The sequence below is a fragment of the Saccharopolyspora sp. NPDC002578 genome, from assembly GCF_053592695.1.
Map to the genome: position 1 here is coordinate 49099 of NZ_JBSFWJ010000015.1, position 15170 is coordinate 64268.

A 15170-nucleotide genomic window follows, 5' to 3' on the forward strand; every position below is an offset into this window, starting at 1 on the left:
TTCCGCGCTTGCCGGGCTCGCGTCGAGCGAGGATCGCCGTGTCAGCCGGCTGTGATGTAGGTGCCCATGCCGTTGACGACGGTGAGTAGGCCAGCTTCTTGCAGGTGGCGGATGGCCTTGGTCGCGGTCACCTTGGTGACGCCGTAGATCTCGGCGAGTTCGGGGCCGGAGGGGAGGCGCTGACCTGGGGTGAGTTCGCCGGATTCGAAGGCAAGGACACGACCGATCGGACCCCCACAGCCCTTGATCGACCAGCTCAAGTTGCAGACTGCGGAACGAGAGGAGGCGCAGGACCTATGGGTCGACGGCGACTGGCTGTTCGCGGACCAGGCAGGTCGGCCGCTCAACCACCGCACCGACCTCAAGCGGTGGAAGGACCTTCTCGTCGCTGCGGGAGTTCGGGATGCCCGCCTTCATGACGCCCGGCACACGGCGGCGACGGTGCTTCTGGAACTCGGCATCACTCAGCGGGCTGCGCAGCACGTGATGGGTTGGTCGAATCCGTCGACGGCCAACCGCTACCAGCACGTCACCGGAACGGTCCTCGAAATGATCGCGGACAAGGTGGGGGAGACGCTGCGAGCGGAGACAGAAGCGTCCCAAGAAGGACAACTGAGACGAGGCGCAAACCGGCCCGGCGGGGGAGATCCTCGCCGGGCTCTGTTCGTGCTGGTCACAGTTGCGGAAGCGGGGGGATTCGAACCCCCGGTCCCTCTCGGGACGCTCGCTTTCAAGGCGAGTGCATTCGGCCGCTCTGCCACGCTTCCAAGGCGGGAGCCTAGCCCTCCGGGCGGGCGCGAGGACATCGGGGAGGGGGCCGGTTCAGGGCTCGGCGTGGTCGCGCAGGCGGGTTCTGACTCGTTCGAACACGGCGGCCAGGACCTGCTTCTCCGCGGGCTCCAGGAGGTCGATCAGGTGCTCGCGGACGCTGGCGACGTGGGAGGGGGCGGCGGCGCGCAGGACTTCCTCCCCGCGGTCGGTGAGCACGGCCAGGACGCCGCGGCCGTCGTCGGGGCAATCGTTGCGGCGCACCAGTTCCGCGTTCTCCAACCTGCGGATCTGGTGCGATATGCGGCTCTTGGAGTGCGCCACGTCCTTGGCGAGTTCGCTCATCCGCTGTTGCCGGTCGGGCTGCTCCGACAGGCGGACGAGGATCTCGTAGTCGGCGATGGACAGGTCGTGCGCCGCGTGCAGCTCCCGGTTGAGGCGGTGCTCCAGCAGGGCGCTGCCCTCGGTGTAGGAGCGCCACGCCGCCATCTCCTCGTCGTCGAGCCAGCGGACTCGTTCTTCGCTCCCATCGATCACGCCGCCAGGTTAGTCGGGTTCGTGCCGGAACCGGTTCGATCCGTCAGGTCGAGGCGTGGCCGCGCCGGGGCGGCAGTCGTCCGGCGGGGCCGATCTCCTGTCACGGCCGCAGGTCCACCCAGGTGAGGTGGTGGTCGGAGGCGTCGTTGAGGCGTGCCGTCGGGTCCTGCGGGGTTGGCCAGAAGACGCCACTTCCGGTGGGGCGCAGCGGCCAGGACGGCAGCACGTAGTCCACGCGCAGGTTGCCGGGGGCGTCGTCGCTGAAGTCGGCGGTGTCCAGCCGGGCCGGTCCGCGGTGCTCGGCGTTGGCGCCGCCCTGGTCGTGCGCCGCCTGGACCGCGCCCGCGCTGGCGGGTTCCGGGTCGCGCACCCGGTGCGCGTCGAGCAGGCGGTCCGCGGCGCCGGGAACGCTGTCGCCGTCGACGGGATCGGAGTTGTGGTCGCCCGCGATGACGAACCGCGCTCCGGGGGCCAAACCGCCGCTGCGGCCCGCGTCATCGTAGAGGTAGTCGCCGCGCGCCGGGTGCACGTAGTCGGACCAGAAGCGGATCTCGTCGTGGTTGCGCAGGCCGTTGCGGTCCTCGGGGCCGTCGAAGTTCGGGGGAGTGGGGTGCGCGGCGAGCAGGTGGATCCGGCGGCCGCCGACCTCGACGGGGACGTCCCAGTGCGACTTCGACGACAGCCGCACCTCGCGCAGCTCCTCCGGTGAGTACCAGTCGGCCGGTTCGGGCGTGGCGGGGTCGTCGGGCAGCAGCGCACCGGGCATGTCGGCCCAGCGGAACCCCTGGAAGGTGCGCACCGCGTCCTCGTCGATGGGGTGCTTCGAGAGCACGACCATGCCGTACTGGCCGGGAAATTCGCCGAAACCGTGGGCGTCGCCGGGACCGCCGACGACGCCGTCGTGGTCCAGGTCCATGCCGGAGGGGACGCCGGTGTTCACGGGAGCCGTGTAGCTGTACGGGTAGTCGATGGGCCGGGCGCCGTGGTGGCCGACGGCGAGGTAGTTGTCCCGGAACGCGTCCACGGCCGCGCCGCCTTCGACGTGGTCGAACTCGTTGAGCAGCAGCACGTCCGGCCGCGCCCGCTGCACGACCTCGGCGACCTTCGCGGCCTGCGGATCGTCCGGTGTGGACAGGTCGGCGAGCAGGTCGCCCGCGGCGGGGCGGTTCAGCGAGGCGTTGAACGTGGCGAAGCGGACCGCGGGTTCGCCGCCGGCGGCGGTCGCGGGCGTGGTGAGCGCGGTGCCGGCGACGACGGCGCCGATGGCGGCGAACGTGGTGCAGCGTCGATTCACGGAGTCCTCCCGGTGTCGGCGCCACTCTCACAGGTCTCGGCGACGCGCAGGTGAACGCCGGGAATTGAACGGACCGTTCGCCCGACGGGACGGGACGAACGGTCCGTTCACCAGCCTCAGATGCGGTCGTGGTCGCCGAGAGCGGGCAACGGGGCCTGCGCGGTACGGAGCCCGGCGCGGTCGGCGCGGGTGCCGTTGACGCCTTCGGTGCTCTGCGCGTACTGGCCGATCGTGGTGGCCAGCGCCTTCGCGTTCCGCTCCAGCGCAACCTTGTCCACATTGGACAGGTTGTCCTGCGGGGTGTGGTAGTTCGGGTCGAAGTTCACCCCGGCCGTGCCGCCCCACTTCGCGGCCTGCTCCTCGGTCTTGGTGCCGTCGCCGCCGGTGAACAGCCCGCCCGCGGGAATGCCGTTGGCGATGAACTCGCCGTAGTCCGAGCGCCCGTCGAAGTCGGTGCCCTCGACCTCCACGCCCTGGGCCAGCAGCGCCGCGCCCAGGTCGCGCTCGATGACGCCCGAGCCGTGCGGGCCGGGACCGGCGCCGACGCCGTCGGAGTCGTCCCCGTCGTAGGCGAAGTACCCGGCGTTCGGCGAACCGATCATGTCGAAGTTCAGGTACAGCGCGATGTCGAGCTGCTGCTCGAAGCTGAGGCTCTGCACGTACTTCGTGGACCCGACGAGGCCGGACTCCTCCGCACCCCAGAACGCGAAGCGCACCGCGTTCGGCGCGTCCGGAGCGCCGCCGAGGGCGAGCGCGGTCTCCAGCAGGCCCGCGGTGCCGCTGCCGTTGTCGTTGATCCCGGCGCCTTCGGCGACGCTGTCCAGGTGCGCCCCGGCGGTCACCACGTTGTCGGTGCGCCCGGTGCGGGTCTGGGCGACGACGTTGCGGGTGGTGATGTCCTGCAACCGGGACTGCACGTCCAGGTGGACCTCCGCGCCCGCCTGCTCGGCGAGCCGCTGCCCGGTGGCCTGGTCCACGCCCGCGCTCGGGATCCGCGCGTCGGCGGGGTCGCCGAGGGTGCCGTTGACCGGGCCTTCGACGTTGTTGTAGATGATCGTGCCCACGGCACCGAGGTCCGCGGCGATCTGCTGCTTCTCCGCGAAAGTGCAGGAGCCGCGCTGCACGAGCGCCACCGATCCGGCGACGTCGGCGGGGAAATCGGCCGCCTCGCAGCCGGGGGTGTCGTCGACGGCGGCGACCGACAGCGGCGCGGTCAAGCCGCCCTGCGGGGTCGCGGGCGAGTACTCCAGCGCGTCCCCGTCGACCGGCGCACCGGCCACGGCCAGCGCGAACGAGTCGAGGAAGTAGGCCTGGTAGTCGAATTCCGGCGTGGTGACGTCGAATCCGGCGCCGCGCAGCTTGCCCGCCACGTAGTCCACGCTGGCCTCGTACCCCTCGCGGCCGGACGCGCGGTTGCCGTCGTGGCCGTCGGCGATGCGCTGCAGCGCGACGAGGTGCCGGTGCACGGCGTCGACCTCGACCTGAGCCCCCAGATCGGTCGGCGCGGCGGACGCGGGGGCGGCGGCGACCAGGGCCGCGGCGAAGGCGGCGGACACGGCCGCGAAGCGGCGGCCCGATCTCACAGCAGTCATCTCGTTCTGCTCCCCAAGGGTGAGTGTGTGGTGGTCAGCTTCGACAGCTCTCACCGGTGAAGTCAAGATTGTCCGGATAATGGTTACAGCGGAACGGTTTTTCCCGGTATTGCCGGATCGGCGGCAACGACTACGGTCGTGACCATGTACGCCATCGCGATCCGTGAGCCGGGTGACCCGGAAGTGCTGGAGTGGACCGAGCAGGCCGATCCGCGGCCCGGTCCCGGTGAAGTGCTCGTGGACGTCGCGGCGGCCGGCGTGAACCGGGCCGACCTGTCCCAGCGGCAGGGCAACTACCCGCCGCCGAAGGGCGCCAGCGAGATCCTCGGCCTCGAATGCTCCGGCACGGTCGCCGAACTGGGCGAGGGCGTCACCGGCTGGCAGGTCGGCGACGAGGTGTGCGCGCTGCTCGCCGGTGGGGGCTACGCGGAGCGGGTCGTGGTGCCCGCCGCTCAGCTGTTGCCGGTGCCCGACGGCGTGGACCTGGTCGACGCGGCGGGACTGGCCGAGGTGTCCTGCACGGTGTGGTCGAACGTGGTCATGGAAGGCGGCCTCACCGAAGGGAAGCTGCTGCTGGTGCACGGCGGTTCCGGCGGCATCGGCACCAGCGCCATCCAGATCGGGCGGGCGCTGGGCGCCCGGGTCGCCGCGACCGCGGGCGCGGCCGAGAGCCGGGAGTTCTGCCGGGAGCTCGGCGCCGACCCGGTGATCAGCTACCGCGACGAGGACTTCGTCGAGGTGGTCAAGGGGCTCGGCGGGGCCGACGTGGTCCTGGACAACATGGGCGCGTCCTACCTGGACCGGAACCTCTCGGCGCTGGCGCCGGACGGGCATCTCGCGGTGATCGGCATGCAGGGCGGTCGCAAGGCCGAGCTGGACCTGGGGCGGATGCTGGTGAAGCGGCTGCACATCTCCGTGCTGGGCCTGCGCGGACGTCCGCTGGACGGGCCGACGGGCAAGGCCGCCATCGTCGCCGACGTGCGGGAGAAGCTGTGGCCGCACGTCGCCGCCGGGCGGGTCCGGCCGATCGTGCACAGCCGCATCCCGTTGCCGGAGGCGTCCCGCGCGCACTCGCTGCTGGAATCGGGCGGCGTGCACGGCAAGATCCTGCTCACCCGCTCCTGAACGGCGCGGATCAGTCGAGCGCGGCGACCGCCCGCAGGAGCTGATCGACCTCGTAGGTGTTCGTGTAGTGGGTGAGGCCGACGCGGACGGCACCGCCCACTTCACCGACGCCGAGCACCGCGAACACGCCGTGCGTGCCGGGGTCGGCGAACGCGCACACGCCCTGGTCGGCGAGGTGCTCGATGGCGTCGACGGCCTTCACGCCGTTGACGGTGAACGCCATCGACGGCACCCGGCGCATCGCGTCGCCGATGACCATCACGTGCCGCAGCCTGCGCAGCCCGCCGGTGAGGTTCGCCAGCAGACCCGCCTGGTAGGCCTTCGCCGAGCTCAGCGAGGTGAGCAGCCGCTCCCGCCGCGGTCCGATCGCCGCGTCGTCCAGGCCCGCCAAGTAGTCGATGGACGACACCAGCCCCGCCAGCAGCGGGTAGGCGTGCGGGCCGAGCTCCAGGCGGTCCGGTCCGCGCCAGCCGGGTTCCAGCGCCGCCGACGGCAACTGGTCGATCATCGCCGGGTCCCGGAACACCAGCGCGCCCACCGGCGGCCCGCCCCACGCGGAGGCGTTGAGCGCGAGCACGTCGGCGCCCATCGCGGTGATGTCCAGCGGCAGGAACGGTGCGGCGGCGGAGGCGTCGACGACCACCAGCGCGTCGTGCTCGGCGGCGATCTCGGCGATCTGGTGCACGTCCGGGCGGGTGCCCACGGCACCGGACGCGGCGGTGACGGCGACGACCTTGGTGCGCTCGTTGACCAGGTCGCGGTACTGCCACGCGGGCAGTTCGCAGGTCTCGATGTCCACCTCGGCCCACCGCACCTGGCAGCCGGAGCGCTGCGCGGCGCGCTGCCAGCACATCACGTTGGACGGGTGGTCGAGCCGGGACACGACGACGTCGTCGCCGATCATCCAGCCGTCGCCGAGCCCGTCGGCGAGCCGTTGCAGCAGCACGGCGGAGTTCGGCCCGAGCACCACCCCGGCAGGGTCGGCACCCACGAGATCGGCCAGTGCGCGACGAGCTGCGTCCACGATGGCCTCGGCGCGCTGCGAGGCGGGGAAGATCCCGCCAGGCCCGGAGACGGGGGCGCGCAACGCGGTGGAGACCGCGGTCGCGACCTGCTCGGGAACCTGCATGCCCGCCGGGGCGTCCAGGTGCACCCAGCCGTCGCCCAGCGCGGGGAAAAGCCCGCGAACAGCAGCGACGTCGAACGCCATGGTCACACCGTAGTGAGCGGGCCGGACTTGATGACCGCCGGGTGGCCCATTCCGGCTCCTCGTGCGCCCGATGCGCGCGCCAGGCGTCAGGATGGGGGCATGAACCAGAACGAACAGGACCCGCAGCGCGAGATCTTCGTGGTGGGGGAGGGCACACCGCTCGGTTCGGGCGTGGACCCCTCCGCCGAGGGCATGGGCGAGCGGGAGAACGTCGGAGAGCTCGTCGAGCAGCCCGCGAAGGTGATGCGGATCGGCACGATGATCAAGCAGCTGCTGGAGGAGGTGCGGGCCGCGCCGCTGGACGAGGCCAGCCGCAGCAGGCTCAAGGAGATCCACCAGTCCTCCATCCGGGAGCTGGAGGAGGGCCTGGCGCCGGAGCTCATCGAGGAGTTGGAACGCCTGTCGCTGCCGTTCGCGCAGGAGTCGACGCCCTCGGAGTCGGAGCTGCGCATCGCGCAGGCCCAGCTGGTGGGCTGGCTGGAGGGGCTGTTCCACGGCCTGCAGACGGCGCTGTTCGCGCAGCAGATGGCGGCGCGGGCGCAGCTGGAGCAGATGCGCCGCGGACTGCCCGCGGGCAGCGGCGGCGAGGCGGAGCAGTCCCCGCAGTCGAGGGGGACCGGCCAGTACCTGTGACGGCCGCGCACGTCCGGGGGTTCACGCAACGGTGACGGCCTGCGCGGGCGCACGCGCGCCCGAACGGGCGAGCGAGGGTGGGCGCGCCCGAGCTGTCCGGAATGTGCGCCCCGGTCGGCGTGGGTGCCTCCCTCTCCCCGGTGACCAGGGCGCTGTCGGTACTCTTACGCACCGTGCAGGCCACGAGCACGATCGAGAGACCAGCGGCTCCGCCCGAGACTTCGTCGCGGACCTGGTCCAAAGCGTTCAACGACCTCGTCGAGGGCGCCAAGCAGCGTCAGCTGTGGGCGCATCTCGGCTGGCAGGACATCAAGCAGCGGTACCGCCGTTCGGTGATCGGACCGCTGTGGATCACCATCAGCATGGGCGTGATGGTGACCGGGCTGGGCATCCTCTACGGGAGCCTGTTCGGCACGGACCTGCGGGAGAAGCTGCCGCACCTCGCGGTCGGCTTCATCATCTGGGAGTTCATCCGCAACTGCGTGACCGAGGGCACCGAGGTGTTCATCAAGAACGAGGGGCTGATGAAGCAGCTCCCCGCTCCGCTGAGCGTGCACATCTACCGGCTGGTGTGGCGGCAGACGCTGTTCTTCCTGCACAACCTGATCATCTACTTCCTGCTGCTGGCCATCTTCGCGCTGGCCGGGACGCCGATCCCGGTGAACTGGACGATCATCGTCGCGATCCCGGCGCTGCTGCTGATCATGATCAACGGCATCTGGGTGGCCACCCTGTTCGGCGTGATCGCCACCCGCTTCCGGGACATCCCGCCGGTGATCCAGAGCATCATGACGATGGCGCTGTTCATGTCCCCGATCACCTGGGGCATGTTCGAGTTCGAGCACAACGACCAGAACGCGTGGCGGCAGATCTTCGTCGACGGCAACCCGCTGTCGCACTACATCGCGATCTTCCGCGACCCGTTGATCGGGTTCGACCAGCACCTGTACCACTGGTACTGGGTCCTGGGCTGCACCGTCGTCGGCTTCCTGCTGGCAGCCGTGGTCCTGCGCAACTACCGCGCCCGCGTCCCCTACTGGGTCTGAGGGAGATCGAACGATGGTCAGCATCGACGTCTGGAACGCCGCGGTCGACTTCCCGATCTTCGACGCGAAGTCCCGCTCGCTGAAGAAGGCCGTGCTCGGCAAGGCCGGCGGCAAGATCGGCACCGACAGCAAGGTGCCGATCATCGAGGCACTGCACGACATCGACCTGCACCTCAGCCACGGCGACCGGCTCGCGCTGGTCGGCCACAACGGTGCGGGCAAGTCCACGCTGCTGCGGCTGCTGGCGGGCATCTACGAGCCGACCCGCGGCAGCGCCCGCGTCGTCGGCAAGGTCGCGCCGGTGTTCGACCTCGGCGTCGGCATGGACCCGGAGATCTCCGGGTACGAGAACATCGTCATCCGCGGTCTGTTCCTCGGCATGAACCGCAAGCAGATGGAAAAGCGGATGGACGAGATCGCCGAGTTCACCGAACTCGGCGACTACCTGGACATGCCGCTGCGCACCTACTCGACGGGCATGCGGGTGCGCCTCGCCATCGGCGTGGTCACCTCCATCGACCCCGAGATCCTGGTGCTCGACGAGGGCATCGGCGCGGTCGACGCGGACTTCCTGGAGAAGGTGCGCGACCGGCTCAAGGAGCTCGTGAAGCGCTCCGGCATCCTGATCTTCGCCTCGCACTCGGACGAGTTCCTGATGGAGCTGTGCAACTCGGCCGTGTGGATGGACAAGGGCGGGATCCGCGAGCACGGTTCGCTGCGCAGCGTGCTGACGTCCTACAAGGGCAAAGACCCGTTCGAAAACCTCAGTCCGGAAATGCTGGCGCAGGTCAGTGACACGGCCACCGCCACGATCGGGAGCGACAAAGCACCATGAGCGCCGACTCCGCCGAGCAGCCGCAACTTCCCGCAGATTCCGTCGTCGCGGTGATCGTCACCAGGCATCGCCGCGAGCTGCTCGCGGAGTCGCTCAAGGTGATCGCCACCCAGACGCGGGTGCCGGATCACCTGGTGGTCGTCGACAACGGGCCGGACCAACCGGCGCGGCAGGTCGTCGAGGACTGCCCGATCCCGTCGACGTACCTGCCCTCGCGGCACAACCTCGGCGGCGCGGGCGGGTTCGCGCTGGGCATGCTGCACGCGCTGGCGCTCGGCGCGGAGTGGGTGTGGCTCGGCGACGACGACGGCCGGCCCGCTGACGACCAGGCGCTGGCGACGCTGCTCGACGTGGCGCGCACCCGCAAGCTCGCCGCGGTCTCGCCGGTCGTGGTGAACATCAACCGGCCGGACAAGCTGGCGTTCCCGCTGCGCCGCGGCCTCACCTGGAAGCGGCGCCCGGAGGAGCTCAGCGCTCCCGGCGGGGACGCCGACTTCCTGCCGGGGATCGCGTCGTTCTTCAACGGCGCGCTGTTCCGCGCGGCCACGCTGGACGTGGTGGGCGTGCCGGACTACCGGCTGTTCGTCCGCGGCGACGAGGTGGAGCTGCACCGCCGCGTGGTGCGCTCGGGGCTGCCGTTCGGCACCTCGCTCAAGACGCGGTTCGTGCACCCGGACGGTTCGGACGAGTTCAAGCCGATGCTCGGCGGCCGGTTCCACGCGCAGGACCCGTCGGACGAGAACAAGCGCTACTACACCTACCGCAACCGCGGTTATCTGCTCTCGCAGCCGGGGATGCGCAAGATCGGGGCGCTGGAGTTCCTGCGGTTCGGGCTGTACTTCGTCGGCCAGCGCCGTGATCTGAAGGCGTTCCGCGAGTGGCTCCGCCTGGTCCGGCAGGGGCGCCGGGAGCAGTTCTTCCGCCGCTGAACGGGACGGTTCATCTTCCGCCGATCAAGGTCACCCGATCGCGTCTAGTTGGTTTGCCACTTGAGTGTCCACTGCGATAGAAGTATGCTGTGGTCAACAAGAAGCTGAAGCCGGCCAAGGTGCTGAGTCTCGCGCGGCGCGCGGCCCGAAATGCGAAGACGACGATCCAAGAGATCCCGGGCAGAGGTAAGGGCTCGCATCGGATCTTCGCGGTCTACGACCGAGAAGGCGCCGAAGTGGCCCGGTTCGGTTTAACCGGGCACAACAAAGAGATCTCTTGGTACGTGCTCACGCACATCGAGACCGGTTTGGCTCCCATTTTCGGCGACAAGTGGCTGGAGGACCGATGAGCTCCGAGCAGCTGGGCAGCTACCGAGTGGACGTGAGCAGGCAGGATCGAAGCTGGGTGGTGCACGTCCAGGGCCTGCCCGCCGGGGCCACTGAAGTGGATCACCTCGAGGAGCTCGACCTTGAGGTGCGAGACCTCATCGCCGGGCTCGCCGACCGAGAGCCGGACTCCTTCCGCATCGACTGGCGGTACCTGCAAGGCGATGTCGAGTACACCCGGCCCGTCGAAGAGTTGCGGCACTGGACGGCCGAGTCCAAGCGGGCGGCGGCGAACGCCGAGCGGGCGCGCTTGGAGATCATCACGACGTTGCGCTCCGCGGGCTTGAGCCAGCGGGTGATCGCCGAGGTGATCGGAACTTCGCACCAGCGGGTCGCTCAACTGATGGCGGAGGCGTCCTGAACCGTCCGTTGCGACGGTCACCGATCGGTCACGGGGGATCACGGGACGCTGAGAGACACCTGAGAATCACTCGATCGAGGCTGCTCATAGCGTCGGCAAACATCTCGGTTCCGGCCGCGTCGAACGCGCCGGAAGTCCCAGGACCAGGGACTACTATTCTCCTGGCGTGCTTAAGGGGCAGGAAGACAGCAGTCGCAAGGACGACCCATCGGAGTCGTCCTCGGATCAGGCGGCGGACTCTCCGGCACGTCCGGCGGCGAGCCGGCGCGACCCGTCCGCCAAGCAGCTGAGGTGGTTCGCCTCCGTGCTGGGGTTGCTGGGCGCCGTACTGGCGATCGCGGTGCCCTTCCTGCCGGTCGACCACAACATCAACACCTTGAGATGGCCCACCGCCGAGGGCACCAAGTCGGTCTCCGCGCCGCTGGTGAGCTTCTCGCCGCTGTGGATGAACGCGAACGTGCCGTGCGAATCGGTGCGCAGCGTCGACGCGCGCACCAACGGTCCGGCGAACCTGCTGAGCACGAACCCGCCGAACTCGGACTACGGCAACCTCACCGGCATGACCCTGCAGGCCGACAACGGCCAGGTCACCCTGCTGTCCAAGGGCCAGCAGGTCGGCACGGTGCCGGTCCCGGCGGGCGACTGCGCCATCACGGTGCGCTCCGACGTCGCCGGCACCAAGGTGAAGCTCGGTGACGAGACGCTGGCGAACCTGCGCGGCGACCAGCGCCCGCAGCTGACCGGCATCTTCTCCGACATCGACTCGACCCGCGACAACATCGACGGCCTGTCCTTCGAGGCCCGCGTCGACAACCGCTACGAGAGCAGCGCGACGCCGATCAAGCTCACCGTGATCGGCCTGGCGGTGCTGGCCTTCATCGGCTCCGTGGTGTGCCTGCGGCGCCTGGACGTGCGCGCGGGACGACGCCCGCCCCGGCTGGTGCCGCGCGGCTGGTGGAAGCCGACGCTGCGGGACGTCTCGGTGTTCGGCGCGCTGATCATCTGGTGGATCGCGGGCGCGATGACCTCCGATGACGGCTACATCCTCACCATCGCGCGAGCGCGCGAGAGCGCCGGCTACATCAGCAACTACTACCGCTGGTTCGCGGTGCCGGAAGCGCCGTTCGGCTGGTTCTACGAGCTGTACTCGATGTGGGTGCAGATCTCCACGGCCACGCCGTGGGTGCGGCTGCCCGCGTTGCTGATGGGCTCGGTCAGCTGGCTGCTGATCAGCCGCGAAGTGCTGCCGAGGCTGGGCCAGCAGGTCCGGCGCAGCAACGCCGCGGGCTGGGCCGCCGCGGCCGTGTTCCTCGCGTTCTGGCTGCCCTACAACAACGGCCTGCGCGCCGAGCCGGTCATCGCGCTGTTCTCGCTGCTGGCGCTGTGCGCCGTGGAGCGCGCGGTCGCCACCGGCCGCCTGATGCCCGCCGCGCTGGGCCTCGTCGTGGCCGCGCTCGCGCTGGGCGCCGGTCCGCACGGCCTGGTCGCGGTGCTGCCCTACATCGCGGCGCTCAAGCCGCTGCTGCGGTTGGTGCGGCAGCGGGCCAAGGACTACGGCTGGGTACCGGTGCTGGCGCCGATCGCGGCGTGCGGCTTCATCATCCTGGCCGCCGTGTTCGCGGACCAGACCTGGCAGTCGATCATGGACGCCACGGACCTGCGCACCGAGATCGGCCCGAGCGAGGACTGGTACCAGGAGCTCAACCGCTACAACCTGCTGTTCAGCCCCACCCCGGACGGTTCGCTGGTGCGCCGGTTCCCGGTGCTGCTGGTGATGCTGTGCCTGGCGACGTGCGCGGTGATGCTGCTGCGCCGCGGTCGCATCCGCGGTGCGGCGCTCGGCCCGAGCCGCCGCCTGCTGGCCGTGGCCGCGCTGTCGTTCGTGGCGCTGGCCCTGACCCCCACCAAGTGGTCGCACCACTTCGGCATCTTCGCCGCCGTCGGCGGGGCGCTCGCCGCGTTGACGGCGCTGGCCACGAGCAGCACGGTGCTGCGATCGCGGCGCAACCGGGCGGCGTTCTTCTCCGGGCTCATGGTGATCTGCGCGTTCGCCTCGACCGGGCCGAACGCGTGGTGGTACGTCTCCGGTTGGGGCGTGCCGTGGTTCGACAAGGCCCCGTCGATCGACGGCCGCAACGCGAGCACGCTGCTGCTGGGCATCGCGGCCATCGCGGGCATCGTGGCGTTCGTCGAGCACTTGAGGCTGGACGAGAAGAACCCGAAGGTCGTCGAGAGCGTCGAACCCGGCCGGACCGGCATGGAGAAGCGCAGCCGCGCGCTGCGGCTCGGCACGGCACCGCTGGCGATCATCTGCGCGCTGCTGGTGCTGGGCGAGCTCGCGACCTTCGGCAAGGTCATCCAGAAGCAGGCGGGCACCTACAGCCTGGGCATGGACAACATCAAGCAGCTCGCCGGTTCCAGCTGCGGCCTGTCCGACTACGTGTACGTGGAGCCCGATCCGAAGGCGGGCATGTTGCCGGTCGCCGGGCAGCAGCCGTCCAAGCCCGTGCCGGACTTCGAGGTGCCCAAGCGCAACGCCGACAAGGAGAACGCCGAGCAGTACTTGGCGCCGAAGATGGAGGGCTTCCGCAAGCCGGGCCTGCCCGTCGGCGACGGTTCCGACCCGGAGGAGCCGGACTGGCGCCCGCCGCACCAGTTCGGCGACGACAAGGCCCCGGTGTGGGGCAGCTACGACGAGGCGGGCACCGGCACCGGTGAGCTGCGCACCCAGTGGTACGACCTGCCGGAGCGCGCGGCGACGGGCGAGGTGCCGGTGGTGCTGAGCCTCGCGGGTGCCGAGGGCGGCGCGAACGCGCTGGTGCTGGAGTTCGGCCGGGACACCCCGCAGGGCTTCGAGATGATGCACCGGCAGTTCGTCGGCCAGGGCCCGGCTCCGCAGTGGCGGGACTACCGGTTCACCGTCGGCGGTGAGGCCGAGGGCGCCACGAAGATGCGCGTCGTCGGTGTCGACCAGGCGGTCTCGCCGAACGGCTGGCTCGCGGTGAGCGCGCCGCGCGCGCCGCAGCTGCAGAACATGACCGACGTCGTCGGCGACGCCCCCACGTTCGTGGAGTGGACGGCGGCGCTGGTGCACCCCTGCCTGCAGATCTCCGGGATCCGCAACGGCGTCGCCGAGATGCCGCGGTTCCGGGTCTCGGCCGGCGCCGAGGTGCGCGACATCGGCGCGGGCTGGTCCTCGCCGGACGCGGGCGGTCCGTTCGGCTGGATGAACGTCAGCTCCAGCGTGCGGGAACTGCCGACGTACATGCGCGGGGACCTGACGCGGGACTGGGGTTCGCTCTACGAGGTGGACCCGTACCAGCCGGACGCGTTGCCCGCGGAGACCGCGATGGACGTGCGCAAGGAGACCCATTCGGGCCTGTGGACGCCGGGGCCGCTGACGAAGACGGTGGAGCTGCCGGGCGACGTGCCCAGCTCCGACGACCGCAACGACGTCAAGCAGCTCGGCGGTGACGAACCGCAGCAGTAGGAGCAGTCCGACGCGGCCCGCTCGACCGGATCAGGTCGGGCGGGCCGCTTCGCGTCCGCCCAGGGTGAAAACGGGGCGCCGGGCGTCCGCCGAGGGTGAAAGCGCCTGCCGCCGGGGCGCGGGCGGTGGTGCGCTGGGGGGCATGAGTGAGAAGCGACCAGGATTGATCCTGCACTTGGCGGGCGTGTCCCAGCCCCTGCACATCGCGTTGGACGCCACCGAAGCGGAAACGCTCGACGGGCGGCTGGCGGAGCTGATGGGTTCCGGCGGTACGACGTTGCTGACGACGGCGGACGGCGGCAAGTTCGCGGTGAACTTCGCCCACGTCGCCACCGCGCACGTGGAGAGCACCCGCTCCGACAGCAACGCCTACGGGGCGCCCGACCGGGCCACCGGCTTCGGGAGCTGAGCGCCGGGCGCGAACGGCCCGTGCGCCCGGCGGCACCGGGCGGGTGGGGCGTTCGCGCCCTGTTCGCGCGGTGTCAGTCGCGGAAGACGACCCACTTCAGCATCACGAAGTTGATCAGCGTGCCGAGGCCCTGGGCGATCACCCAGAACAGCCCGAACTGCCAGGCCTCGCGCGCGTCGAACAGGAAGCACAGCAGCTCGTTCGAACCCATGTTCACGAAGAACGTGGTCGTGTAGACGATCGCGAAGGCCCCGGCCTTGGCCGTGGAGTTGCCGGAGCTGGCACCGCTGAAGGTGAACTTCCGGTTGATCAGGTACGACGCGGTGGTGCCGAGGATGAACGAGATCGACTTCGACAGCCACGTCGGCCACCCGAGCACGCCCAGCAGCACCGAGTACGTACCCGCGTCGATCAGGGCGCAGAACCCGCCGATGGCCACGAAGCGGAAGAGCTGCTGGAACAGCCCGAGCTTCTTGAGCTCGGCGTCTGCGCCGGATTCGGCCACGGCCACTGGTTCACCCCAAGTGTCGGCAACAGCGTCGGTACGGCAGGCC

General features: G+C 70.3%; 15 protein-coding genes, 1 tRNA gene and 1 pseudogene. 10 read left to right on the forward strand and 7 right to left on the reverse strand.

All coding sequences use genetic code 11. From position 1 onward, the window contains the following. Positions 1–41 precede the first annotated feature (41 nt). Complete coding sequence (locus tag ACWD38_RS10250) at positions 42–260, reverse strand: GntR family transcriptional regulator (protein ID WP_450123887.1); 219 nt, start codon at positions 258–260, stop codon at positions 42–44. Between ACWD38_RS10250 and ACWD38_RS10255 the strand changes: the two are divergent. Further along, positions 190–474: pseudogene (locus ACWD38_RS10255) on the forward strand (tyrosine-type recombinase/integrase); the annotation flags it as partial. The gene ACWD38_RS10250 and the pseudogene ACWD38_RS10255 overlap by 71 nt on opposite strands. A 208-nt stretch (positions 475–682) precedes the next feature. On the opposite strand, the gene ACWD38_RS10260 reads toward ACWD38_RS10255, so the two are convergent. The 4 genes from ACWD38_RS10260 to ACWD38_RS10275 form a co-directional block, all read right to left on the reverse strand. Then, positions 683–767 (reverse strand) — tRNA-Ser (locus ACWD38_RS10260). A 55-nt stretch (positions 768–822) separates the two neighbouring features. After that, on the reverse strand, positions 823–1257 hold the full coding sequence (locus tag ACWD38_RS10265; RefSeq protein WP_184485910.1) for a MarR family winged helix-turn-helix transcriptional regulator: 435 nt from the start codon (positions 1255–1257) through the stop codon (positions 823–825). 148 nt (positions 1258–1405) lie between these two features. After that, on the reverse strand, positions 1406–2599 hold the full coding sequence (locus tag ACWD38_RS10270; RefSeq protein ID WP_450123888.1) for an endonuclease/exonuclease/phosphatase family protein: 1194 nt from the start codon (positions 2597–2599) through the stop codon (positions 1406–1408). A 116-nt stretch (positions 2600–2715) separates the two neighbouring features. Beyond that, entirely contained in the window at positions 2716–4191 is a 1476-nt protein-coding gene (locus tag ACWD38_RS10275; protein ID WP_184483779.1) for a M28 family peptidase, read from the reverse strand. Between the two features lie 144 nt (positions 4192–4335). Between ACWD38_RS10275 and ACWD38_RS10280 the strand changes: the two genes are divergently transcribed. Next, entirely contained in the window at positions 4336–5316 is a 981-nt protein-coding gene (locus tag ACWD38_RS10280; RefSeq protein ID WP_184483777.1) for an NAD(P)H-quinone oxidoreductase, read from the forward strand. A 10-nt stretch (positions 5317–5326) separates the two neighbouring features. Here ACWD38_RS10280 and ACWD38_RS10285 read toward each other — a convergent pair whose 3' ends face one another. Beyond that, positions 5327–6526, reverse strand: a complete 1200-nt coding sequence (locus ACWD38_RS10285; RefSeq protein WP_184483775.1) for a cysteine desulfurase-like protein — start codon at positions 6524–6526, stop codon at positions 5327–5329. Between the two features lie 99 nt (positions 6527–6625). Here ACWD38_RS10285 and ACWD38_RS10290 point away from each other — a divergent pair, with 99 nt between their 5' ends. From ACWD38_RS10290 to ACWD38_RS10325, 8 genes are all read left to right on the forward strand, one after another. After that, positions 6626–7159, forward strand: a complete 534-nt coding sequence (locus tag ACWD38_RS10290) for a bacterial proteasome activator family protein (protein ID WP_184483773.1) — start codon at positions 6626–6628, stop codon at positions 7157–7159. 77 nt (positions 7160–7236) lie between these two features. Further along, the gene (gene wzm / locus ACWD38_RS10295) at positions 7237–8205 is read left to right on the forward strand and encodes a galactan export ABC transporter permease subunit Wzm/RfbD (RefSeq protein ID WP_343071619.1); all 969 of its coding nucleotides are present in this window, start codon (positions 7237–7239) and stop codon (positions 8203–8205) included. 13 nt (positions 8206–8218) lie between these two features. Further along, the gene (gene wzt, locus ACWD38_RS10300) at positions 8219–9040 is read left to right on the forward strand and encodes a galactan export ABC transporter ATP-binding subunit Wzt/RfbE (protein WP_184483770.1); all 822 of its coding nucleotides are present in this window, start codon (positions 8219–8221) and stop codon (positions 9038–9040) included. Then, entirely contained in the window at positions 9037–9969 is a 933-nt protein-coding gene (gene glfT1, locus ACWD38_RS10305; RefSeq protein WP_184483768.1) for a galactofuranosyltransferase GlfT1, read from the forward strand. Before wzt ends, glfT1 begins: the two co-directional genes overlap by 4 nt. An 89-nt stretch (positions 9970–10058) precedes the next feature. Continuing rightward, on the forward strand, positions 10059–10319 hold the full coding sequence (locus tag ACWD38_RS10310) for a hypothetical protein (RefSeq protein ID WP_184483766.1): 261 nt from the start codon (positions 10059–10061) through the stop codon (positions 10317–10319). Then, positions 10316–10717, forward strand: coding sequence for a MerR (locus tag ACWD38_RS10315; RefSeq protein WP_184483764.1), 402 nt, complete (start codon positions 10316–10318; stop codon positions 10715–10717). The genes ACWD38_RS10310 and ACWD38_RS10315 overlap by 4 nt, the downstream gene beginning before the upstream one ends. A 166-nt stretch (positions 10718–10883) precedes the next feature. Then, positions 10884–14207 carry an arabinosyltransferase domain-containing protein gene (locus tag ACWD38_RS10320; RefSeq protein WP_184483762.1) on the forward strand — a complete coding sequence of 1108 codons (3324 nt, stop codon included), beginning with the start codon at positions 10884–10886 and terminating at the stop codon, positions 14205–14207. A gap of 142 nt (positions 14208–14349) precedes the next feature. Next, positions 14350–14616 (forward strand): hypothetical protein, encoded by a 267-nt coding sequence (locus ACWD38_RS10325; RefSeq protein ID WP_184483760.1) that lies wholly within the window; start codon positions 14350–14352, stop codon positions 14614–14616. Between the two features lie 73 nt (positions 14617–14689). Here ACWD38_RS10325 and ACWD38_RS10330 read toward each other — a convergent pair whose 3' ends face one another. Next, positions 14690–15127, reverse strand: a complete 438-nt coding sequence (locus tag ACWD38_RS10330) for a GtrA family protein (protein WP_184483758.1) — start codon at positions 15125–15127, stop codon at positions 14690–14692. Between the last annotated feature and the right edge of the window lie 43 nt (positions 15128–15170).